The organism is Sphingomonas nostoxanthinifaciens, from assembly GCF_019930585.1.
Classification (GTDB): domain Bacteria; phylum Pseudomonadota; class Alphaproteobacteria; order Sphingomonadales; family Sphingomonadaceae; genus Sphingomonas_I; species Sphingomonas_I nostoxanthinifaciens.
This window is the reverse complement of the sequence record NZ_CP082839.1, coordinates 1,713,398-1,735,037: the sequence shown is the minus strand read 5'-3', so window position 1 is coordinate 1,735,037 and position 21,640 is coordinate 1,713,398. Positions and strand designations below refer to the sequence as shown.

Below are 21,640 nucleotides of genomic sequence, written 5' to 3'. Positions count from 1 at the left end.
AAGGAATTCGCCGGGGGCCATATCCCGCCGGTAGCCAAGCACCGCCGCCAAGTCACTGAGGAACCTTGACTCGCATCGCTGGCGTTGAGACTATGGAACATAGAGTGAACATGAATGACCGAGTCGCCCTCCTCCTCCCCGCTTCGCCAGCGTTTCGCCGGGTTCGACCAGGTGACCGAGCCCACGCGCTTCGCGCTGGGCCATGCCGGCCTCGACACGGCGCTGGGCGGTGGATTACCGCGCGGGCGGCTGCACGAATTCTGGCCGGCGCGGCCCGAGGACGGCCCGAGCGCGATCGGCTTCGCCCTGCTGCTGGCGCTGCGCGCGGGCGGGCGTGGCGGCAATATCGTCTGGCTGACGCAGGATCGGGCGCCGCGCTGCGGCCGGCTCTACCCGCCGGGCCTCGCCGAACTGGGGGCCGATCCGGCGCGCCTGCTGTTCGTGACCGCGCCCGACGAGGCGAGCCTGCTGCGCGCGGCGGCGGACGTGGTGCGCTCGCCCGCCGCGGGCACGGCGGTGATCGCGCCGGGCGTGGCCTCGCCTGCGATCGACCTCACCGCCACGCGCCGGCTGACCTTGTTCGCCGAGCGATCGGGCGTGACCGCCTTGCTGGTGCGCCAGTCCGATCCGCACTGCCCGTCGGCCGCTGCGACCCGCTGGTGCGTCGCGGCTGCGCCCTCGCCGTTGCTGGAGGCGGATGCGCCGGGTGCGCCGGCTTTCATGGTCGAATGCACGCGCCAGCGCGGCGGCGCACCGGTCGCCGCGACGCGGCTGGAGTGGCAGCGTGACGATGGCCGCTTCGCGCCTCTATCTGGCGCTGCACCTGCCGATGCTGGCGGAAGACGTCGCGCGGCTGGCGGGTGAGGCATCAACGCACCTGCTCGTCTTCGTCGAGAAAACCGGCAATGCGATGCGCCTCACCGCCATATCGCACGTCGCCGCACGCGCCGGCCTCGCCCCCGGCCTGACGCTGGCCGACGCCCGCGCGCGCATGCCCGATCTGGTGGCGCGCGACCGCGACCATGCCGGCGAGGCGCGGCTGCTTGCACGGATCGTGCGGGGCTGCACGCGCTACACGCCGATGGCGGCCGCCGAGGCGCCCGACGGTGCGATCCTCGACATTACCGGCTGCACCCACGCCTTTGACGGTGCACCCGCTCTGCTGGCGGAGTGCGCGCGCCGCCTTGCCGATGGCGGCGTCACCGCCCGGCTCGCGCTTGGCACCACGCCCGAGCAGGCGCGCGCGCTCGCCCGCTTCGGCCCGCCCGGCGAAATAGGTCCGCTTCACCCTCAACTTCCTCAACTTCGCGCCCTGCCGGTCGAGGCGCTGGAGGCGCTGCCCGACGTGACGGTGGCGCTGCGCCGCGCCGGCCTCAAGACGATCGGCCATCTCGCCGAACGCCCGCGCGCGATGCTGGCGGCGCGCTTCGGCGATCTCGCGCTGCGGCTGATCCGCGTGCTGGGCGAGGAGGATCGCCGCATCAGCCCCGAGCGCCTGCCCGCCCCGATCTTCGCGCTGCGCCGCTTCGCCGAGCCGATCGGCCGCGTCGACGACGCGCTCGCCTGCCTCGAGGAATTGCTGGGCGAGACGGTGACGATGTTGCTCGAACGCCACCAGGGCGGCCGCCGCTTCGCCGCGCGCCTGTTCCGCAGCGACGGCCATGTCGCCGGGCTGGAGGTGGGCACCGGCCGCCCGACGCGCGACGGTCCGGCGGTGATGCGCCTGTTCCGCGAGCGGCTCGATGCGCTGGCCGACCCGATCGACCCCGGCTTTGGCTTCGATTGCGTGCGGCTCGACGTGGTCGCCACCGAGCCGCTGGCGGCGCGGCAGGAGGATCATCTGGCACCGGCACGCGAGGCCGAGGCGCTCGATGCCCTGGTCGATCGGCTGGCGGCGCGGCTCGGCACGCGCCGCATCCACCGCGCCGCACCTGCCGACACCCACATCCCCGAATGCGCGAGCGTCGCCGCGTCACCCTCCGCGCCGGTCGTGTGGGAAACTCCCGAGCCCGACGAGCCGCCGCTCCGTCCGCTCACCCTGCTCGATCCGCCGCAGCCGGTCGACGTGCTCTATGCGCTGCCGGAGGGGCCACCGCGCCGCTTCGCCTGGGCCGGGCGCCAGCACGACGTCGCGCGATGGGAGGGGCCTGAGCGGATCGCCGCCGAATGGTGGCGGCGGCGCGATCGCGGCGGCCTCACCCGCGATTATTATCGGGTGGAGGATGCCGCCGGCCACCGCTTCTGGCTGTTCCGCCACGGCCTGCACGAACGCGAGCTGACCACGCCCGCCTGGTATCTGCACGGCCTGTTCGCATGAGCGAGGCTGCCGCGCCTTATGTCGAGCTCGCCTGCGCGACCAATTTCTCCTTCCTCCACGGCGCGAGCCACGGCAGCGACCTGCTCGGCCGCGCGCTCGCGCTGGGCCATGCCGGGCTCGGCATCTGCGACCGCAACACCGTCGCCGGCGTGGTGCGCGCATGGGATGCGCTCAAGCGCGCGCGCGCGGGCGTGCACGAGACGCTGAAGGAGCCGCCACCCGATTTCCGCCTCGTCACCGGCGCGCGGCTGGTGTTCGCCGACGGCACGCCCGACATCATCGCTTATCCCGAGGATCGCGCCGGCTGGGGCTGGCTTACCCGCTTGCTGTCCGCGGGCAATCTGCGCAGCGACAAGGGCGGCTGCGTGCTGGGCCTGCCCGATCTGCTCGCCCACCTCGACGGCCTGCTGCTGATCGTGCTGCCGGAAAGCACACGCCGCGACGGCGAGGGCGTGGCGCGGGTGGCGGGCAAACGGACGTTGCTGCCGGAGGATGCTCCGCCTCCCCCCGTTCGGCTCGAGCCGTCACGGCTGCGGTCGCGACCGGCCCGACCTCCGCTCGAAGCGAACGACGAGGGCGAGGAGGAAGGCGAGCCGGAAGGCGCGACGATCATCCCTTTCCCCTCCCGTCACCCCGGCGAAGGCCGGGGTCCAGTCCCGCCGCCGACGTCGCGCGTGGAGCCCTGGATCCCGGCCTCCGCCGGGATGACGGAGGGGACGAAGCAAGACCTTCCTTCGCTCCTCCGCACGCTCCGCACCGCCGCAGCCGATCGCGTATGGCTCGGCGCGGCGATGCCCGAGCGCGGGCCCGACCGGCGCCGCCTCGCCCGCCTCGCCCGGATCGCGGCCCAAGCTGGCGTACCTCTGCTCGCGCTCAACGACGCGCTCTACGCCGCGCCCGAGGATCGGCCGCTGCAGGACGTGCTCACCTGCATCCGGCTGGGCGTGACGATACAGTCGGCCGGCCGCCGGCTGGACGCCAATGCCGAACGCCACCTCAAATCCCCGCAGGCGATGGCGACCCTGTTCCGCGATCATCCGCAGGCGCTCGCCGAGGCGATGCGGCTGTTCGCGCGCATCCGCTTCGATCTCGGCGAGCTTCGCTACGAATATCCGCACGAGCCGGTGCCCGAGGGCTGGCGGCCGATGCGCTGGCTGCAGCATCTGACGATCACCGCCGCGCGCCTCAAATGGCCCGACGGCACCACCCGCCAGGTGCGGATCATGCTGCGCGAGGAGTTCCGCCTGATCCGGCGGTGCAACTATGCCTATTACTTCCTAACCGTCCACGATCTGGTCAACTTCGCCCGCGCGCAGGATCCGCCGATCCTGTGCCAGGGGCGCGGATCGGCCGCCAATTCGATGGTCTGCTATTTGCTCGGCGTCACCTCGGTCGATCCGGCGGCGAACAACCTGCTCTTCTCGCGCTTCCTGTCGGAGGAACGCAGCGAGCCGCCCGACATCGACGTCGATTTCGAGCATGAGCGGCGAGAGGAGGTGATGCAATATGTCTATGGCCGCTACGGCCGCCACCGCGCCGGCATCGTCGCGACGGTGATCCACTATCGCTCGCGCTCGGCGGTGCGCGAGGTCGGCAAGGCGCTGGGCCTGACCGAGGATGTGACCGGCCGCCTCGTCTCGACCGTATGGGGCAGCTTCTCCAACAAGATGGAAGAGGAGCGCTTCCGCGAGACCGGCTTCAGCCTCGACAATCCGGAGATCGAGCGGCTGGCTCATTTTGTCGGTCACTTGCTCGCAGCGCCCTTCCCGCGCCACCTGTCGCAGCATGTCGGCGGCTTCGTGCTGACCGAGCATCGCCTCGACGAGACGGTGCCGATCCACCACGCCGCGATGGCGGACCGCACCTTCATCGAGTGGGACAAGGACGATATCGACGCGCTCGGTCTGATGAAGGTCGACGTGCTGGCGCTCGGCATGCTCACCTGCCTCAGCAAGGCGTTCGACCTGATCCGCGCGCATGAGGGGCCAAATTATACGCTCGCCTCGCTGCCGCCCGAGCAGCCCGACGTCTATAAGATGCTCCAGAAGGGCGACAGCATCGGGGTGTTCCAGGTGGAAAGTCGGGCGCAGATGAACATGCTGCCGCGCCTCAAGCCGAAAGAGTTTTACGACCTCGTCGTCCAGGTCGCGATCGTGCGGCCGGGGCCGATCCAGGGCAACATGGTCCACCCCTATCTGCGCCGACGCAACGGCACCGAGCAGGTCGACTATCCCTCGCCCGCTCCACCGCATCCGCCCGACGAACTGTACGGCCTGCTCGGCAAGACGCTCGGCGTACCCCTGTTCCAGGAGCAGGCGATGAAGCTGGCGATCGTCGCCGCCGGCTTCTCCCCGTCGGAGGCGAACCAGCTGCGTCGCGCCATGGCGACCTTCCGCAACGTCGGCACCATGCCCGAGTTCGAGGAGAAGATGGTCGGCGGCATGACCAGGCGCGGCTACACCGAGGAGTTCGCACGCCGCTGCTTCGGGCAGATCAAGGGCTTCGGCAGCTACGGTTTCCCCGAAAGCCATGCGCAGAGCTTCGGGCTGCTTGTCTATGCCTCGGCCTACATCAAGTGCCGCCACCCCGCCGCCTTCTGCGCGGCTTTGCTCAACTCGCAGCCGATGGGCTTCTACGCGCCCGCGCAGATCGTGCGCGACGCGCGCGACCATGATGTGGAGGTGCGCGAGATCGACGTGATGACGAGCGGCTGGGACAATGCGCTGGAGGTTGGAAATCCCCACCGCCCCGGAAAGGACAAGCCCGCCGTCCGCCTCGGCTTCCGCCAGATCGACGGGTTCCGCGAGGAATGGGCGACGGCGCTGGTGGTGGCGCGGTCGGCGGCCACCGACGGCTTCGCCTCGATCGAGGCGCTCGCCCGCGCCGCGCGGCTGCCGTCGCGCGCCTTGCGGCTGCTGGCCGATGCCGATGCGTTCCGTGCGCTCGGGCTCGACCGGCGCGAGGCCTTGTGGGAGGCGCGCCGCACGCCGGCCGAGGCGCTTCCGCTGTTCGCCGCGGCGCAGGCCCGCGAGCTGGGCAACGAAGCCGATCCGCATCTGCCCGCAATGCCGCTGTCGGAGCATGTCGCCGCCGATTATCAGGTGACGCGCCTCTCGCTGAAGGATCACCCGATGACCTTCCTGCGCCCGCTCTTCACCGCCGAGCGCGTGCGCAGTTGCAAGGGCCTCCACGACCTGCGCGACGGCGCACGGGCGAAGGTCGCCGGCGTGGTGCTGGTCCGCCAGCGGCCGGGCGAGGGCAAGGCGATCTTCGTCACGCTGGAGGACGAGACCGGCGTCGCCAACATCCTGTTATGGGCGCGCGACTTCGAGAAATATCGCCGCGCGGTGATGGCAGCACGGCTGATGGAGGTGCACGGCATCGTCCAGAAGAGCGAGGAAGGCGTCGTCCACCTGATGGGCGCGCACGTGTTCGATCGCACCGCCGAACTCGCCCGCCTGTCCGAGGATCACCCCGCCCGCCTCACCTTGTCGCGCGCCGACGTGTTCGAGCATCCCCAGCCGCCGCGCCACCCCGGCAACCACGCCCGCCACCCCCGCGACGTCCGCATCCTGCCGGCCAGCAGGGATTTCCATTGATGCGCGCGCGCCTCGCCGCTACGCGCCATGCTGCGTCGGGGAGTGGCGCAGTCTGGTAGCGCACCTGGTTTGGGACCAGGGGGCCGCAGGTTCGAATCCTGTCTCCCCGACCATCTTCGAGCATGGCTGCTCGGGGCACCCGATTGGGACCGCTGCAGGCATCGCCTCGCGGCAAGGGCACGACCTCCCGTCTTCTTATCGCGGCGGACATGCCCCCTTGGCCACGTCGGCGGCCACCGTCCGGAAACTCAATTCGGTGGGCGGCAGGAATAAACCTGCGGCATCCGCGGTCGGAACCAACGGCCGATCAGAATCTTAATCTATGTTATTGCCTGGGGGTGCAAACAACGGAACCTAACCCAGATCAAGGATTTGATGAGGCTCTTCCTTAGTCAAACGGGAAGTCATTGCAATGCATCAAGAGGCAGTGACGCTTGCCAAGCAGATCATGTCTGCCAGGACGCTTCGTAAAAGGTTCTTCATGCAAAGCATGTTCGATGAACATGCTTGGGATATATTGTTGATATTGTATATCGCAGCGGAGGAAGGTTATCTCGTTTCGAAGCATGAGATAGCGGACATCACCTTTTCCCGCTTGTCGATGCTGGAGAATTGGCTGAACATCCTTCAGTCCCAATATATCATCGTCGAGTCAGCGTGGCCCCACCCCCACCTCGAATTGACGCAGGATGGACGCGGCCGAATGCGAGAGCTTCTGCTTGAGTCGGTGGCGGCATGATCCACCGCGCTTGCGCGGCTATTGCGCAGAGGTGAAGATCGGGCGAAACGTCGCTACGCCAGAACGAAAATGCGTTCATGATCGGGTAAGCCGATCGGCGGAACCGGATGCCAGTCCGCAGCGTCTCCAGACAGCGCTATCCGGCGCCAATGGAGACGTTCATGACAATTCGAGCAGCTATCCTCGCGCTGGGCCTCTGCGTGGGCGCGGTTGGGAGCTTCGCGGCGGCCGACGCCCGGCCATATCACCATGGCGACTACCATCACGGCTATAATCGTGGCTATCGCGGCCATGGCTATGGTCATGGCTATAATCGCGGGTTCCACCATCGTCCGATGGATCACCGCGGCTGGCATCACCGCTGATCCGCAGGGGCCAGCCTTCGGGCTGGCCCCGAGATCAGCTGATTCATCGATCAGAAGCGCGCGATCAGCGACACGCCCACCGCCATCAACAGCGCGCCAGCCAGACGGCCCCAGCCGACCCGGTGGACGTCGAATCCCATCAGCCCGAAATGATCGAGCGCGAGCGACGCCACGGTCGAGGCGGTGACCACCAGCGCCACGAACACGCCCGCCCCCAGCTTGGGCGAAGCGAAGACCGTGCCCAGTACGAAGGCCAGCCCGAACACGCCGCCGATCCAGCCGTACCACGGCACGCTGGCGACAGCCCCGTCCGAAGGCAGCCGCTCGCCCGAGGCAAGCGCGGCGACGAGCGACACCGCGGCCGTCGTTGCGGAGACGATCAGGATCGTCCACCACGGCGCCGCCAGCCCTTTCTGCAGGACGTTATTGCTGCCCGACTGAAGCGCGCTGAAGACGCCCGCGGCGACCGCGAACAGCACGAAGATCGCCTGCACCTCAGGCGTCCTGCTTCAGCGGCGGGCCGCGGAACATGTCCTTGCCGTCGATCCGCTCCAGCTTCACCGGACGGCCGGCGTGGGCGCTCTCGTAGATCGCCTCCATCATCTTGTGATCCTGCACGCCCTCCTCGCCCGGCGTATAGGGTTTGCGGCCGGTGATGACGCAATCGGCCATATGGTCGATCTCGGTGGCGAACTGGTTCTTGGGCGCCAGCACCAGCCGGTTCTCGCTCGTCGCGTCCTGCTCGCGCGCGGTGACGGTCAGTTGCTGGCCCTGATATTGGTAGACGTTGGGCATATCGAGCACCGCGGTTTCCAGGTTCAGCCGCTGATGCTTGTCGTCGCGCCCGCCATAGCTGGCGAAGCAATTCGCGATCGTGCTCGATGGGAAGCGGAGCATGAAGGAGATGGTCTCCTCCACCTCGGCGAAGCGCGGATCGTTCGGCGGCGAATAGGTCGTGGCGTAGATCTCGACCGGCTCCTCGCCGGTCACGAAGCGCGCGGTGTTGAGGCAATAGAGGCCGATGTCGAACAGCGAGCCGCCGCCGGCCATCGCCTTCTTCTGCCGCCACTGCTGCGCCCCGTCGGCGGCGACGGTCTGCACGTTGATGCCGTGAAAGCCGACCAGCCGCCCGAACTTGGCGTCGCGCACGAACTGCATCGCGCGCCGGTTATAGGGCTCGTACTGGATGCGATAGGCGACCATCAGCTGGACGCCGGCGCGCTTGCAGGCATCGACCATCGCCTGCCCATCGCGCGAGGTGACGCTCATCGGCTTCTCGGTCAGCACGTGCTTGCCGGCCTTGGCCGCGCGCTCGCAATATTCGCGGTGCATCGCGTTGGGCAGCACGATGTAGACGACCTTCACCTCGGGATTGTCGCGGATCGTGTCGAAGCTCTCGTAGCTGTAACAGCTTTCGGGCTTGATCCCGTATTGCGCGGCGACCGTGTGCAGCTTCTCGGGCGAGCCCGAAACGAGCGCGACCGGCTTCGCCTTCATCGACTCCGCGAAGGCGGGCAGAATCTCCTCCAGCGCCAGCCGGCCGAGCCCGACGATCGCGAAGCCGACCCGCTGCTCGGGCGGCATCGGCGCTGGTGTCGGCCCGGACGGGGTGTCCGCGGGCGCGCGCCATGCGGGGAACTTGACCTTGCCGCCTTCGACGCTGCCGGTGTCGATCCGGCTCGGCGGCGCATAGCGGCCCTGCGCAATCGCCGCATCGCCGATCACCAGCCCGGCGGCACCGGCGCCCGCCACCTCGAACAGGCGCCGGCGGCTCATCAGGTCCAGTCGATTGCTCACTACGCGCTCCCGTTCGAAACCGAATGGTCAGCAAACGTCGCAGCGGCGGCCCACGATCATATTTTTTTCGAAACGGTGCAGTGCATTAGCGGCAACGATCCGCTTCGGCCTTACTTCCTCGTCCCAAGCGTCCGCTCCATCTCCTCGAGCGGCACGCCGCGCGTTTCGGGGAAATAAGCGAGCACCACCACGAACTGCAGCGCCATCATCGCCGCGAAGAAGAAGAAGGGCAGGCTCACCGACAGCGCCGCGATGCTCGGGAAGACGGCGGCGATCACCGCGTCGAAGCACCAATGGGTCGAGGCGCCGATCGCGCTGCCACGGCCGCGCACGGCGGTGGGGAACACCTCGGAGATATAGACCCAGATCACCGCGCCGGTGCTCGGTGCGAAGAAGGCGATGAAACCGATCAAGGCCGGCAGCAGCATCCAGTTCGGCAGCCACGCGCTCATCGCCAGTCCGGCGAGGACGAGGCATGTCGCCATGCCGGCCGAGCCGATCAGCAGCAACGTCCGCCGGCCCAGCCGATCGATCAGCAACATGCCGACCATCGTGAAGATCGCGTTGACGACGCCGATGATGATCGCCTGCACATCCGGCGAGAGACTGCCCCCGGCCTTCGCGAAAATGTCGTTGAGATAATAAAGGAGCGCGTTGATGCCCGACAGCTGGTTGAACGCGGCCACCATGAAGGCGAGCAGGATCGGCTTGCGATGGCGCCGCCACGACAGCGCCTCGCCGCCGCCGACGCTCGCGCCGAGGCCGGCACGCACCGCGTCGATCTCCGACCGGGCGCGTGCCTGATCCATACCGAGTTGCGCGAACGCCGCCGATGCCTCGGTTTCACGCCCCTTCCCCACCAGCCAGCGCGGGCTGTTGGGGATGCGCAACAGCAGCAGCAGGAAGATCGCCGCCGGCACCGCCGTGACGCCGAACTTCCACCGCCAGTCGTCCGGCCCGAAATGCTGCGCGGCGATGATCGCGTTCGAGACATAGGCGGCGAGGATGCCGAAGATCACCATGAACTGGAACGAGGCGACCAGCCCGCCGCGCCGCGACGGTGGTGCCACCTCGGCGATGTAGACCGGCGCCAGCACCGAAGAGCCCCCCACCGCGAGACCCGCGATCACGCGAAACAGGACCAACGACGACCAGCTCCACGCCAGCGCACAGCCGATGCCGCCCACCACGTAGAACAGCGCCAGCACCCGCAAGGTGTCGCGACTGCCGAAGCGGTCGCCCGGCAACCCCGCGAGCAACGCGCCGGCGAGCGTGCCCCACAACGCCGACGAAACCGTCACGCCCAGCCAGAAATCGTCGAGATGGAAGCGCGCGCGCAGCCCCTCGGTCGTGCCCGATATGACGGCCGTGTCGAAGCCGAACAGCAGCCCGGCGAGCGCCGCGGTGACGATGCAGGCAAGCAGCGTGGGGTTGAGCAGCGACGGCTCGCCGCCCGCCGGCGCGGGGGCGCCGCGTTCTTCGATCATGACCGCCATCGCTTCATTCTCCGCCACGCAACTATTGCCGCTTGCTACTCGCGACACCGCTGCTCTGTTCCACCGCCATCTCGGCCAACAGCAGCGCGCCAAGCGGTCCGGCATCCCCGCCAAGCGCGGCCGGAACGACGATCCGATCGATCGAGCCGGCATCGACGCCGGGCAGATAGCCGCCCAGCAGCGCGACGATCCGCGGCCGGATCATCGCCAGCACTTGCGGCTGGCCAAGCCCGACTCCGCCGCCGATCACGATCGCCTGCGCCGAAACGGTGAGCATCAGCATCACGATCCCTTCCGCCAGCGCGTCGGCGACGAAGGCCCAGGCTGGATCGTCGGGCGCCAGATGCTCGGCCCCCTTGCCCGCGCGCGCGGCGATGGCCGGCCCCGACGCCAGCCCTTCGAGGCAGTCGCCATGGAACGGGCACACGCCGGCAAAGTCGTCGCCGGGCAGGCGCCGGACGCGCAGATGCCCCGCTTCCGGATGCATCCGCCCCGACACCGGTCGGCCGCCGGAAACGATGCCCATGCCCACGCCGGTGCCGACGGTGATGTAGACGAAATCGGACAGGCCGGCCGCGGCACCCCAGCGCCCTTCCGCCAGCGCGGCGCCGGTCACGTCGGTGTGAATCGCCGCCGGGCCGGGCAAGACGGCGGCGAGCGGGCCCAGCACGTCGGCTCCCGCCCAACCGGGCTTGGGCGTGTCCAGCATGTGACCGTGATCGGGCGTGCCCGCGCGCAGCGCGACCGGGCCGAAGCTGGCGATGCCCAGCCCCTGCGGTCGAAACGTCTCGTCCCACAGCTTGAGGCGGGTCGCGACGGCGTCAAGCGTCGCCCGGGGCGTGGTGGTCGGAACGACCGCCCGATCGAGGATCTCACGCCCGCGACCGACAACTGCGATCGTTTTGGTGCCGCCAAGCTCCACGCCCACCAGCAGTCGATCCGTCGCGTCATTCGTCATGGTCTGCCTCGCTGCCGTGCCTGCCACCGCCTAGCGGATCAGGCATGGCATGGGAACGCGATGCGTTGCCCCGTCCGACGCATGAGCGTAACTTCGTGCGCATCGTCCGATCACCTTCGCATCACGGGAATTTCGATGTTCTGGAATGCATGGAAGCTTGGGTCGTCATTGTGGGCCAATGGGCTCGCCCTGCAGGAGACCGCGATGGCGGCCGCGGGCGTGATCGGCCATCGCTCGCAACTCATCGACTCGGCGATGCGCGATCCGCTGTCGGCCGACGTGGCGGAACTCGGGCGGATGGTGCCGGAAAAGGTCGAGGCGTTCGGCAAGGCCGGCAGCGCGATCGCCGAGGACTGGCTCGACATCCATCGCGATCTGCTCGCTCAAAGCCGCGATTTCGCGACCTTGTTCGCGGCCTGGCCACCCAGCCCCGCCACGATCGCGCGGATGAATCAACGTGGCGGCAAACTGCTGGTCAAGATGAGCACAGCAGGCGGCCGCGCGATCGATCCGATCCACGCGACCGCCACCGGCAATCATCGACGGCTGCAGCGATCCACCGGTCGCACGCGCTGACCGGCGGTCGGAGGGTTACGACCGATCAGCAGCCGTTCTTGCGATTCTGCGCGGCGTCATGCTTCTTGTCGAGGTGACGGCCGAGCAGCGCGCCACCGCCGGCACCCACGATCGTGCCGACCGTCCCGCCGCCGAGCAGATTGCCGGCGAGACCGCCGCCGACCGCACCGGCGACCGTCCCGGTCGTGCCGCTGCTCCGCTTGCAATGTTCGTAATAGCTGCGGTCCTGGCCCTGATAGCTGCGATCGTCGCGGTTCTGAGCCAGAGCGGCAGACGGCAGCACCGCCGGCGCGGCGATCATGGTGGCCATTGCCGCCAGCACGAGCTTGCTCTTCATCGCTATTCCTCCAAATTGACCGAAGCGTAACGACGGATGGCGACTGTGGTTGCGCCGATGTCAGCCGACGCTGCGCACCCCCAACAGCGCCGCGCCGTGCGGCGGCAACGTCGCGGCGATCGTGGCGGGCCGCCCGGGCAGGTCGCGTCGCGCCCACAAATCGCGCACCGCGAACGGCCCGCGCAAGCCGATGCGGTCGGGCCGGATCGATGCCTCGAGCGGTTTCGCATCGGTGTTGAACAAAGCGACGATGTCCGCCCCGTCATGCCCCCGCGCCGTCCAGACGCGCAGCCCGTCCATCAGGAAATGCGGCTGGTTGCCGCTGCTCGACTGGTTGACCGCGATTACTTCCGGATTGGTGAGCAGCGCCAAAGTCGGCGCGTCGAGGTGGCGCAGATCGCCGCCCATGATGAGCGGCGAGCGTGCGACCGACCACAGGGTCATCAGCGTCCGCTGCTCGTCGGGCGTGAACTGCGTATCGCGCGCGCCAAGCTTCAGCCGCCCGAGTGGCAGCATGTCGGCATCGGGCCAGCAGCCGGGCGAGCGGTGCGCGTTCCAATTCTCCAGCCGCGTGAATTGCGCCTCCAGCAGCGGCCATTCGTCCCAGAAATCGTCGCCGATCCGCCACATCTGCGCATTGGCGCGAACATGGTCGGCGCGCGCCACCGGCGTCTCGCCCGGCGACAAGCTGAGGATGATCGGCCGGCCGCAGGCGCCGATCGCGCGATGCGCCGCCTCGATCTCCGGCGCGTGCGCATCGTAGGGGCGGCTCATGTCGTCCATCTTGACGAAATCGACGCCCCAGCCCGCATACATGCGGAACAGCCCGTCATACCACGCCTGCGCGCCCGGCCGGCGCATATCGACGCCGTACATGTCGGGATTCCACGGGCAGGTGCTGGACGTGTCGGCGATGTCGCGTGCGCGGACGCTCGTGCCGAAGACCGGCAGATTGGCCTCGACCGCCGCACGCGGGATGCCGCGCATCACATGGATGCCGAAGCGCAATCCCAGCGCGTGCACCTGCTGCGCGAGCCGGGTGAAGCCCGACCCGTCGGCGCTCGACGGGAAGCGATTGGGCGCAGGCTGCAGCCGGCCGTGCGCGTCCATCGCCGGCTTGGGATGGGCGTTGTAGGTATAGCTGTTCGCGTCGGGCTCGTACCACTGGATGTCGACGGTGAAGACGTCGTAGCCGGCCGGCAGCAGCTTCGCCGCCATGATCCGCGCCGTCTCCAGCGCCTGTGCCTCGGTGATGGTCGTGGCGAAGCTGTTCCAGCTGTTCCAGCCCATCGGCGGCCGCGGCGCAAGCGATGCGCCGGCCTTACCCCCTGTGGCCCGCAGCGGCGCCGCCGCCAGCGCGCCGCCAGCGAGGACGGCGCGGCGATCGACCTGCGGACCGCTCATGCCAGCGGCCCGTTCGCGACCGGGATACCGAAATCAGGGCTGCCATCCGGCCGATAGTGAATCGGCTGAACACGGGTATGGCGATTGGGATCGAACAGCGGATCGCCCGTGATCTTCTCGTAATCGCGGGCATGATAGACGAGCATGTCGCGCCCCGCCTCGTCCACCGTGAAGCTGTTGTGGCCGGGGCCATAGATGTGATGCTCGGCCGATGTCTTGAATACGGGGACCGGCGACTTGGACCAGCTGTTCGGATCCATGATGTCGGCGTCGTCGCGCGCGGTGAGCATGCCCATGCAATAGCGCGCATCGGTCGCGCTCGCCGAATAGGTCAGGAACAACCGACCGTGGCGCTGGAGTACTGCGGGCGCCTCGTTGACCTTGAAGCCCTGCACCTCCCACGGCAGCGTCGGCACCGACAGCCGCGCCTGCTTTGCCGCCAGCGTCAACGGCGTCGCCAGCGGCGCGATGTAAAGGTTCGAGTTGGTGTCGATCCCCGGCTCGCGCTGTGCCCAGGCGAGATAGCGGCGCCCGCGATGGACGAAGCTGGTCGAATCCAGCGTGAACGTGTCCCACGCCGTCTGCAACTGGCCGAGCACCGACCAGCCGCCCGTCATTGGATCGGGCCCGTCGCACACCACCGCATAGGTGCGGATGCGGAACACGTCCTCGCCGCCGCCGCTCGGGCCGGCGGCGAAGTACATGGTCCACTTGCCGTCGACGAGGTGCAGCTCGGGCGCCCAGATGAAGCCCGACATCGGCCCCTTCGCTTCGTGCCGCCACAACACGCGCTCGGCCGCAGTCGACAGGCCGGCAAGGCTGCGCGCGCGGCGTAGCACCAGCCGGTCATATTCGGGGACCGACCCGGTCATGTAATACCAGCCGTCGGTATGGCGGAAGACCTGCGCGTCAGCGCGCTGGCGCACGAGCGGGTTGACGATGCGCGTGCCCGATGCCGCCAGCAGCGGTGCGGCGGCCACCACCCCGCCGCCGGCCAGCACCGCGCGGCGCGTCGTCCCCAGCATCCGCATCAGTGCAGCTCCACCATCACCACCGATTTGGGCGGCAGGGTCAGCGTCAGCGTGTCGCCGGCGATGCGTGCGCCGGTGAACGGCGCCGGCATCACCGTGTTCGGCCGGTCGAAGCTGTTCAGCGCGTTCATCGCCCCGGCGGTCAGCACCTGCCCGCTCGCCTGATGCGCGTTCAGTCCGTCGAGGTTGGCCGAGACCGTCGCCGGCCGGTTCGGATCGAGGTTGGCGAGGCCGACATGCACCACACCCGTTTTGTCGCGCACCGCCGAGGCGGTGACCGCCGGCATCGACCATTTGCCGTAGCTGTAGTTCGGCGCGTGCAGGTCGATCGGCAGCACCGTGCCGTCCATATAGGGCTTGTACATCATGAAGACGTGGTAGGTCGGCGTCAGCACCATCTTCGGCCCATCGGTCAGCACCATCGCCTGCAGCACGTTCACCATCTGCGCGATCGCCGTCAGCCGCACGCGATCGGCATGCTTGGCGAAGATGTTGAGGTTGATCGCCGCCACCAGCGCGTCGCGCAGCGTGTTCTGCTGGCGCAGGAAGCCCGCATGCGTGCCCGGCTCTTCGGCATACCAGGTGCCCCACTCGTCGACCGCCAGGAACACCTTCTTGGCGGGATCATATTTGTCCATCACCGCGCTGTGCCGGGTGATGAGGTCGTCCATGACCAGCGCGCGCGACAGCGTCTCGGCCCAGCCGCTCTCGTCGAACTGGGTGGACGAGGCCTTGTGGGCAAAGCCGCCGGGCACCGTGTAATAATGGAGCGACAGGGCATCGACCTGCTTGCCGGACTCGCGCATGATGACGTCGGTCCAGTTGGTATCGCCTTCATTGGCGCCGCTGGCGATCTTCACGATCTTGGTATTCACCGGCACGACGACGAAGGTGGCGTAACGACGCGTCTCGTCGGCGGCATATTCGGGCCGCATGTTGCCGCCGCAGCCCCACAATTCATTGCCGATGCCGAACATCTGCACCTTGAACGGCGCGGGATGGCCATTGCGCGCGCGCTCGTCGGCAAGGCTGCCGGCCGGTGCCGTCATATACTCGACCCACTCGGCCATTTCGCGCGGCGTGCCGTTGCCGACATTGCCCGAAATATAGGCCTCGGCGCCGAGCTGCTCGACCAGATCCATATATTCGTGCGTGCCGACCGCATTGGGCTCGGTGACGCCGCCCCAATGGGTGTTGACCTTCACCAGGCGCTGCGCGCGCGGGCCGATGCCCTCGCGCCAGTGATATTCGTCCGCGAAGCAGCCGCCTGGCCAGCGCACGACCGGCACGCCCAGCTGTTTCAGCGCACCGACTACGTCGTTGCGAAAGCCGCGCGTATTGGGGATCGTCTTGTCGTTACCGACCCACAGGCCGCCATAGATGCCGTTGCCGAGATGCTCGGCGAACTGGGTGAAGATGTGCCGGTCGTAGATCGGGCCGGGCCGGTCGCCATGCACGGTCGCCGTGATCGACACGGCGTCGGGTGCGGCCTGCCCGGCCGAAAATGCCTGCGCGGCGATCAGCAGCGCGGCGGCGGTGCGACGGAACATCCTGCTCATCCATCCTCCCTTTTGGCGGCGAGATGCGGACTGGTCCGATCGCCATATTACTCATACTTTATCATCGTCTCGCCGACGCGCAATCATTCCCGCTTGCGGGCGGCAACAGCCTTGTTACTCCGATGGCAAGGAGAACGATGTGAGCGACAAGGGCGCGGAGATCGATAGCGAGGACAAGCCGCCGGCCCGTCGACGTGGCACCGGCCGCCGGCTCCATGGCGCGATCGCCCACAAATTGGGCGTGGCGATCCTGTCGGGCGAATATGCGCCGGGCGATACCTTATCCAGCGAGATCGCCTTTTCCGAGGCGCTCGACGTCTCGCGCGGCGCCTATCGCGAGGCGGTGCAGGTGCTGACCGCCAAGGGCCTGGTCGAAAGCCGCCCCAAGGCCGGTACGCGCGTGTTGCCGCGCACGCGCTGGAATATGCTCGATCCCGACGTGCTCGCCTGGGCCTTCACCGGCGAGCCGGATATCCAGTTCATCCGCAACCTGTTCGAATTGCGCGCAATCGTCGAACCGGCAGCGGCGGCGCTGGCGGCGGAGCGGCGCGACCGCGACGATTTGAAGACCATGCGTGCCGCGCTTACCGGCATGCGACGCCACACGCTCGCGACCGAGGCGGGGCGCACCGCCGACCGCGACTTCCACACCGCCATTCTCAACGCGACGCAGAACGCCGCTTTGGTGGCGCTGAGCGCGAGCATCAGCGCGGCGGTGACCTGGACGACGCAGTTCAAGCAGCGCGCCCGCGCTTTGCCGCGCAACCCCATTCCCGATCATGCGCGCGTCTACGACGCAATCGCCGCCGGAGACGCCGACGCAGCGCGCAGCGCGATGGGCCTGCTGGTCGATCTGGCTCTGGAGGATACACGAAGCTCGATGTAGCGGCCCGCCGCGACTACTTTCCGAAGCGCTGACGCCCGCAATTTAACCGTTGCATCGGCGGCGCGGGAATCGCATTATACTCCGACAATAAAGCTGTCCGTAAGCGACGGCATTGAAGGAGGGGTTGATGCTGTCGAGGCAATTTGTCCGCTATGGCGTGTCTATGCTCGCGATGTTTGCGAGCGCCGGTGCTGCCGCCGCCCAAAACCAGGATCCAAACGGATCGGTCGCATCGCGGCCGGGTGCCGATAACGCGACCACGCCCGCCGCGCAGGCCGCCTCCGACACTGCCCCACCCGACCCCGCCAATACCGCCGAGATCGTGGTGCGCGGCGTGCGTGCCAGCCTCGCCACCGCCGAGGCGATCAAGCGCACCGCGCCGCAGATCGTGGATTCGATCGTCTCGCAGGATATCGGCAAGCTGCCCGACAACACCGTATCCGACGCGCTGCAGCGCGTGACCGGCGTGCAGGTGACGCGCGGTGCCGGCGAGGCGGGCACAGTACTCGTCCGCGGGCTGCCCAACATCACCACTTTGCTCAATGGGCGCGAGGCGTTCACCGGCACGGGCCGTGGCGTGGCGCTGCAGGATATCCCGGCCGAACTGATCGCCGGCGTCGATGTCTACAAGACCTCGACCTCCGACATCATCGAGGGCGGCATTACCGGCACGATCGACGTGCGCCTGCGCCGACCGTTCGACTTCGACGGCCTGCAGATCGCGGGCGCCGGCCGAGCGGTCTACTCCGACCAGTCGCGCAAGTGGGGTTATCTCGGCAGCGGCCTCGTCAGCGATCGGTGGGAAACGTCGATCGGCGATATCGGCGTGCTATTCGGCGCGTCCTACAATCGGCGCCGTTATCGCGACGACGATGCGTTCGATTTTGTCTCGAACCCGCTCGCGGGCAGCAACGTGGGCATCCCCGACACGGTCGGCGGCCTCTACACCAGCGGCAACCGCCAGCGGCTGGCATTCAACGGATCGGTACAGTGGAAGCCGGCGGACAATCTCGAATTCTACGTCGACGGGCTCTATACCCAGTATAAGAACACCTATGCGGTCGATTTCTTCATCGGCCTGCCGAAGGCGGGCACGGTCACGGCGACCACGACCTATCCCAACTTCCCGTTCCTGGCGAACAGCAGCACGACCACCAACGCCTATACGCTGACCAGCAAGCAGGCCTACCAGAACAAGACCGACACCTATCAGTTCAACGGCGGCGGCAAGTGGACCACCGGCCACGCCGTGCTGACGAGCGAACTGACCTATAATCGCAGCCGCCTGCCCGGCCGCAACGTCATCACCGACACGTCGTTCAATTCGCCGCAGATCGGCGTCAACTTCGATCAGGGCGGCACGCCGCGCGTCAACCTGACCGGCGTCAACCTGACCGACCCGACCCTGTTCTCGATCCAGACGTTGTTCGACAATCACAGCGTGGCGGTGAGCCGGCAGTGGGCGTGGCGCGGCGACCTGCTCTACACGTTCGACGACGGCTTCCTGACCAACTTCAAGGTCGGTTCGCGCTACACGACGCGGCGCGCGACGTCGCAGGCGACCGCGTCAAACCCGATCCCGATCGGCACGCCGGTGCCGGTCAGCAGCATCAGCGGGTTCGCCTCGATCTCGCCGGGCGATCTGGTGAAAGGCGCGCTCGGCGTCGGGTCGTTCGTCGATGCGAACACGAACTATCTGCTCAACAATACCGACGCGGTCCGCAAGATCTTCGGCCAGCCGGCCGGGGACCGGCCCTATGATCCCAACCTTGCATTCTTCGACGACGAAAAGACTTACGCCGTCTACGCTCAGGCAGCGTTCGCCTTCGATCTTGGTTCGATCCGCGTCGACGGCACCGCCGGTGCACGCATCGTCAACACGTCGGAAAATCTGCAGGGCAACGGCGTGTCGAGCCGGGAGAATTACCTGAATGTGCTGCCGAGCTTCAACGCGCGCGCCAAGCTGACTGACCAGCTCCAGCTGCGCGTCGCCGTCGCCAAGACGCTGACGCGGCCGGAATTCGCGCAGCTCAACCCGCTCGTCAGCTATACGTCGAATGGCCAGACCGGTAGTTCGGGCACCGCCTTTACCGGCGGCGGCGGCAATCCCGCGCTGCAGCCGATCAAGACCAACGCCTATGACGTCTCGCTCGAATGGTATCCGGCAAAGGCGACCTCAGTGACGCTGGCCGGCTTCTACAAGGACGTGTTCGGCTACATTCAGACCTATTCGCAGATCGAGGCCTATCAGGGGCAGACGGCTTTGGTCAGCCGGCCGCGCAACACCGGCACGGGCAAATTGTATGGCGCGGAAGCCGCCTACCAGCAATTTTTCGACTTCCTGCCCGGCCCGCTCTCCGGTCTGGGCGCGCAGCTCAACGGCACCTTCATCAAGGGCACGACGCAGGATCCGATCCTTGGCGGGCAGCAGCGCCTGACCAACGTGTCGAAATGGTCGTACAACGTCGTCGCCATCTATGAGAAATATGGGGCGTCGGTGCGGCTCGCGTGGAACTGGCGGTCGAGCTTCGTCGACAGCTACAATTCCGGCGGCGTGCAGGCGGGAACGATCGTCGCCGATCCGACCGGCCAGCTCGACCTGTCAATGAATTATGCCGTGACCGATTATCTGTCGCTGACGTTCGATGCCACCAACCTGACCGATCGCGTCTATCACGACCGGTTCAAGGGCGTGAACGCGGTGAGCGGCCTCTATTCGAGCACGCCGCGCGACACGCGCACCTACGACCGTACGTTCGAGGTGGGCGCACGCTTCAAGTTCTGACGAAGGCGGGGGGCGGTCGTGACGGCCGCTCCCCTAAAAGGAAAGCGCATGATCCGACGATCGCTGACCGCTGCCGTGCTGGCGCTGGCAATCGCCGGTGGGGCCTCGGCGCAGGCCGGGCCGGCCGATACCGGCCCGATCAACAGCGTCATCACCGGCGACATCGTGCCGACGCACGACCCGGTGCTGGTGAAGGAACACGGCACCTATTACGTGTTCGGCACAGGCCTGTCGGAAAAGACCTCGCCCGACCTAGCCCATTGGACCCAGCAGCCTGCGCCTTTTGCCAAGCTGCCCGACTGGGCGGCGCAGGCGGTACCCGGCAGCAAGGACATGTGGGCGCCCGACCTGTCTTTCTGGAACGGCCGCTGGCACCTCTATTACGCAGTGTCGACCTTCGGATCGAACCGCTCCGCCATCGGTCTGTTCACCAGCCCCACGCTCGACCCGAAGGCGCCCGATTTTGGCTGGCGCGACGAGGGGCTGGTGGTGATGTCGCACCACGAAGACGACTATAACGCGATCGACCCGAACCATGTGATCGACGCGCAGGGACGGCACTGGCTGTCGCTCGGCAGCTTCTGGGGTGGGATCAAGCTGTTCGAGCTCGATCCGCGCACGGGCAAGCTGCTGCACGAAGGCGAGAAGCCGGTGGCGCTCGCCCGCCGCCTTGCGCCCGCGGGCGGCCCGGCGCCGATCGAGGCGCCATACATCGTGCCGCGCGGGGGCCATTACTATCTGTTCGCCTCATACGATTATTGCTGCAAGGGCGTGAACAGTACCTATTACACCGTGGTCGGCCGATCGAAGGCGATCACCGGCCCCTATCTCGGCCGCGACGGCAGCCGCATGATGGATGGTCAGGGCACGATCATCCTGCGCGCCGATCTGGAGGAGCAGGGCCGCTTTCGCGGGCCGGGCCATAGCGGCTTCCTGCATGACGACGATGGCAAGGATTACATCGTCTATCACGCCTATGACAAAGCCAATCGCGGAGCGCCGACCTTGCGCATCTCGCCGATCGAGTGGGACCGCGAAGGCTGGCCGGTCGCGGTGCGCTGAGCCTGCGCCTATCGTATCCCGGTCGGGCCCGGGCGGACATGCGCGGTCTGGCCGCCGGCTGCGAAATAGAGCGCGACGATCCGGTTCCAGCGCGCATAGCCGAGCGGGCTCATGTGCAGGCCGTCGGGGCCGAACAGCGTTCGATCGGGGCGCCCGTCGAGGCCCATCAGGCTCGGTACGATATCGATATAATCGAACGCTCCGGCCGAAGCGGCGTGGGCCTTCACCTCCGCATTGACGACGGTCATCTCGCGCCACAGCGGCCAGCGCGCCGGGCTCGGCTTCAGCGACAGCCACGCGATGCGCGCCGTCGGAAAATCCTCGCGCAGCTTCGTCATCAAAGTCAGCACGTCGGCGGCGGTCTCGGCAGGGGTGCGCCCGGTCGCGATGTCGTTCTCGCCCACATAGACGATGACCGCGGCCGGGTGGCAATCCTCGACCAGCACCCGGTAATGGCGCAGCACGTCGCGCACGGTCGCACCGCCGAAGCCATGATTGATCGCACTCTCGCTGGGGAAGGCATCGACCTTGTCCCACAGCCGTACGCTGGAGCTGCCGAGGAACAGCACCGCCGCCGTGCCGCTGGTGCGCGGCGCGCGCGCAAACGCCGCGATCTCGGCGGCATAGGGATCGACGATCGCGGGCATGACGGTGCCCGCCGGCCCGGTCAGGGCGCCGCTCGCCAGCAATAGCGGTATCAGGAGGCTCACTTTGACAGCCTTCGATCGA

General features: G+C 67.7%; 17 protein-coding genes, 1 tRNA gene and 1 pseudogene. 10 read left to right on the top strand and 9 right to left on the bottom strand.

The annotated features are described in order from the left end of the window. The first annotated feature begins 114 nt into the window (after nt 1–114). The 6 genes from K8P63_RS08350 to K8P63_RS08325 all read left to right on the top strand — a co-directional run bounded on the left by K8P63_RS08350 (nt 115) and on the right by K8P63_RS08325 (nt 7,020). On the top strand, nt 115–864 hold the full coding sequence (locus tag K8P63_RS08350) for an ImuA family protein (RefSeq protein ID WP_223799346.1): 750 nt from the start codon (nt 115–117) through the stop codon (nt 862–864). Further along, entirely contained in the window at nt 791–2,317 is a 1,527-nt protein-coding gene (locus K8P63_RS08345) for a Y-family DNA polymerase (protein ID WP_223799781.1), read from the top strand. Before K8P63_RS08350 ends, K8P63_RS08345 begins: the two co-directional genes overlap by 74 nt. After that, nucleotides 2,314–5,916, top strand: coding sequence for an error-prone DNA polymerase (locus tag K8P63_RS08340; protein WP_223799345.1), 3,603 nt, complete (start codon nt 2,314–2,316; stop codon nt 5,914–5,916). The genes K8P63_RS08345 and K8P63_RS08340 overlap by 4 nt, the downstream gene beginning before the upstream one ends. A gap of 36 nt (nt 5,917–5,952) precedes the next feature. Next, nucleotides 5,953–6,029: transfer RNA gene (locus tag K8P63_RS08335), tRNA-Pro, on the top strand. Between the two features lie 314 nt (nt 6,030–6,343). Then, nucleotides 6,344–6,655 carry a hypothetical protein gene (locus tag K8P63_RS08330; RefSeq protein WP_223799344.1) on the top strand — a complete coding sequence of 104 codons (312 nt, stop codon included), beginning with the start codon at nt 6,344–6,346 and terminating at the stop codon, nt 6,653–6,655. Between the two features lie 161 nt (nt 6,656–6,816). Continuing rightward, a complete protein-coding gene (locus tag K8P63_RS08325; RefSeq protein ID WP_223799343.1) occupies nt 6,817–7,020 on the top strand; it encodes a hypothetical protein in 204 nt (67 codons plus the stop codon). Nucleotides 7,021–7,070: 50 nt separating this feature from the next. Here the strand turns inward: K8P63_RS08325 and K8P63_RS08320 are convergent, their stop codons facing one another. The 4 genes from K8P63_RS08320 to K8P63_RS08305 form a co-directional block, all read right to left on the bottom strand. After that, nucleotides 7,071–7,514, bottom strand: a complete 444-nt coding sequence (locus tag K8P63_RS08320) for a DMT family transporter (protein ID WP_223799342.1) — start codon at nt 7,512–7,514, stop codon at nt 7,071–7,073. Between the two features lies 1 nt (nt 7,515). Beyond that, nucleotides 7,516–8,817: a Gfo/Idh/MocA family protein gene (locus K8P63_RS08315; protein ID WP_223799341.1), complete on the bottom strand. Its 1,302-nt coding sequence runs from the start codon at nt 8,815–8,817 to the stop codon at nt 7,516–7,518. A gap of 110 nt (nt 8,818–8,927) precedes the next feature. Next, nucleotides 8,928–10,304: a sugar porter family MFS transporter gene (locus tag K8P63_RS08310; RefSeq protein ID WP_223799340.1), complete on the bottom strand. Its 1,377-nt coding sequence runs from the start codon at nt 10,302–10,304 to the stop codon at nt 8,928–8,930. Between the two features lie 31 nt (nt 10,305–10,335). Beyond that, nucleotides 10,336–11,271 (bottom strand): ROK family protein, encoded by a 936-nt coding sequence (locus K8P63_RS08305; RefSeq protein ID WP_223799339.1) that lies wholly within the window; start codon nt 11,269–11,271, stop codon nt 10,336–10,338. Between the two features lie 135 nt (nt 11,272–11,406). On the opposite strand from K8P63_RS08305, the gene K8P63_RS08300 reads away from it, so the two are divergent. Beyond that, entirely contained in the window at nt 11,407–11,847 is a 441-nt protein-coding gene (locus tag K8P63_RS08300) for a hypothetical protein (RefSeq protein WP_223799338.1), read from the top strand. A 25-nt stretch (nt 11,848–11,872) separates the two neighbouring features. Here K8P63_RS08300 and K8P63_RS08295 read toward each other — a convergent pair whose 3' ends face one another. From K8P63_RS08295 to K8P63_RS08280, 4 genes and pseudogenes are all read right to left on the bottom strand, one after another. Further along, the gene (locus tag K8P63_RS08295; protein ID WP_223799337.1) at nt 11,873–12,184 is read right to left on the bottom strand and encodes a hypothetical protein; all 312 of its coding nucleotides are present in this window, start codon (nt 12,182–12,184) and stop codon (nt 11,873–11,875) included. A gap of 60 nt (nt 12,185–12,244) precedes the next feature. Then, nucleotides 12,245–13,588, bottom strand: a complete 1,344-nt coding sequence (locus K8P63_RS08290; RefSeq protein ID WP_223799336.1) for a glycoside hydrolase family 27 protein — start codon at nt 13,586–13,588, stop codon at nt 12,245–12,247. Between the two features lie 2 nt (nt 13,589–13,590). Next, a pseudogene (locus K8P63_RS08285) lies at nt 13,591–14,613 on the bottom strand (glycoside hydrolase family 43 protein); the annotation flags it as partial. Between the two features lie 5 nt (nt 14,614–14,618). Beyond that, a complete protein-coding gene (locus K8P63_RS08280) occupies nt 14,619–16,178 on the bottom strand; it encodes an alpha-N-arabinofuranosidase (RefSeq protein WP_223799334.1) in 1,560 nt (519 codons plus the stop codon). Between the two features lie 139 nt (nt 16,179–16,317). On the opposite strand from K8P63_RS08280, the gene K8P63_RS08275 reads away from it, so the two are divergent. From K8P63_RS08275 to K8P63_RS08265, 3 genes are all read left to right on the top strand, one after another. After that, entirely contained in the window at nt 16,318–17,064 is a 747-nt protein-coding gene (locus tag K8P63_RS08275) for a FadR/GntR family transcriptional regulator (protein WP_223799333.1), read from the top strand. 127 nt (nt 17,065–17,191) lie between these two features. Then, complete coding sequence (locus tag K8P63_RS08270) at nt 17,192–19,849, top strand: TonB-dependent receptor (protein ID WP_223799332.1); 2,658 nt, start codon at nt 17,192–17,194, stop codon at nt 19,847–19,849. 48 nt (nt 19,850–19,897) lie between these two features. Continuing rightward, complete coding sequence (locus tag K8P63_RS08265) at nt 19,898–20,911, top strand: arabinan endo-1,5-alpha-L-arabinosidase (protein ID WP_223799331.1); 1,014 nt, start codon at nt 19,898–19,900, stop codon at nt 20,909–20,911. Between the two features lie 8 nt (nt 20,912–20,919). Here K8P63_RS08265 and K8P63_RS08260 read toward each other — a convergent pair whose 3' ends face one another. Beyond that, nucleotides 20,920–21,621, bottom strand: a complete 702-nt coding sequence (locus tag K8P63_RS08260) for a GDSL-type esterase/lipase family protein (RefSeq protein ID WP_223799330.1) — start codon at nt 21,619–21,621, stop codon at nt 20,920–20,922. Nucleotides 21,622–21,640: the final 19 nt, after the last annotated feature.

What these genes read in the sequence shown, in the direction of transcription:
- K8P63_RS08350 (WP_223799346.1), top strand. Translation starts at nt 115, where the DNA reads ATGACCGAGTCGCCCTCCTCCTCCCCGCTTCGCCAGCGTTTCGCCGGG.
- K8P63_RS08345 (WP_223799781.1), top strand. Translation starts at nt 791, where the DNA reads ATGGCCGCTTCGCGCCTCTATCTGGCGCTGCACCTGCCGATGCTGGCG.
- K8P63_RS08340 (WP_223799345.1), top strand. Translation starts at nt 2,314, where the DNA reads ATGAGCGAGGCTGCCGCGCCTTATGTCGAGCTCGCCTGCGCGACCAAT.
- K8P63_RS08325 (WP_223799343.1), top strand. Translation starts at nt 6,817, where the DNA reads ATGACAATTCGAGCAGCTATCCTCGCGCTGGGCCTCTGCGTGGGCGCG.
- K8P63_RS08310 (WP_223799340.1), bottom strand. Translation starts at nt 10,304, where the DNA reads ATGATCGAAGAACGCGGCGCCCCCGCGCCGGCGGGCGGCGAGCCGTCG.
- K8P63_RS08305 (WP_223799339.1), bottom strand. Translation starts at nt 11,271, where the DNA reads ATGACGAATGACGCGACGGATCGACTGCTGGTGGGCGTGGAGCTTGGC.
- K8P63_RS08300 (WP_223799338.1), top strand. Translation starts at nt 11,407, where the DNA reads ATGTTCTGGAATGCATGGAAGCTTGGGTCGTCATTGTGGGCCAATGGG.
- K8P63_RS08295 (WP_223799337.1), bottom strand. Translation starts at nt 12,184, where the DNA reads ATGAAGAGCAAGCTCGTGCTGGCGGCAATGGCCACCATGATCGCCGCG.
- K8P63_RS08290 (WP_223799336.1), bottom strand. Translation starts at nt 13,588, where the DNA reads ATGAGCGGTCCGCAGGTCGATCGCCGCGCCGTCCTCGCTGGCGGCGCG.
- K8P63_RS08280 (WP_223799334.1), bottom strand. Translation starts at nt 16,178, where the DNA reads ATGAGCAGGATGTTCCGTCGCACCGCCGCCGCGCTGCTGATCGCCGCG.
- K8P63_RS08270 (WP_223799332.1), top strand. Translation starts at nt 17,192, where the DNA reads ATGCTGTCGAGGCAATTTGTCCGCTATGGCGTGTCTATGCTCGCGATG.
- K8P63_RS08265 (WP_223799331.1), top strand. Translation starts at nt 19,898, where the DNA reads ATGATCCGACGATCGCTGACCGCTGCCGTGCTGGCGCTGGCAATCGCC.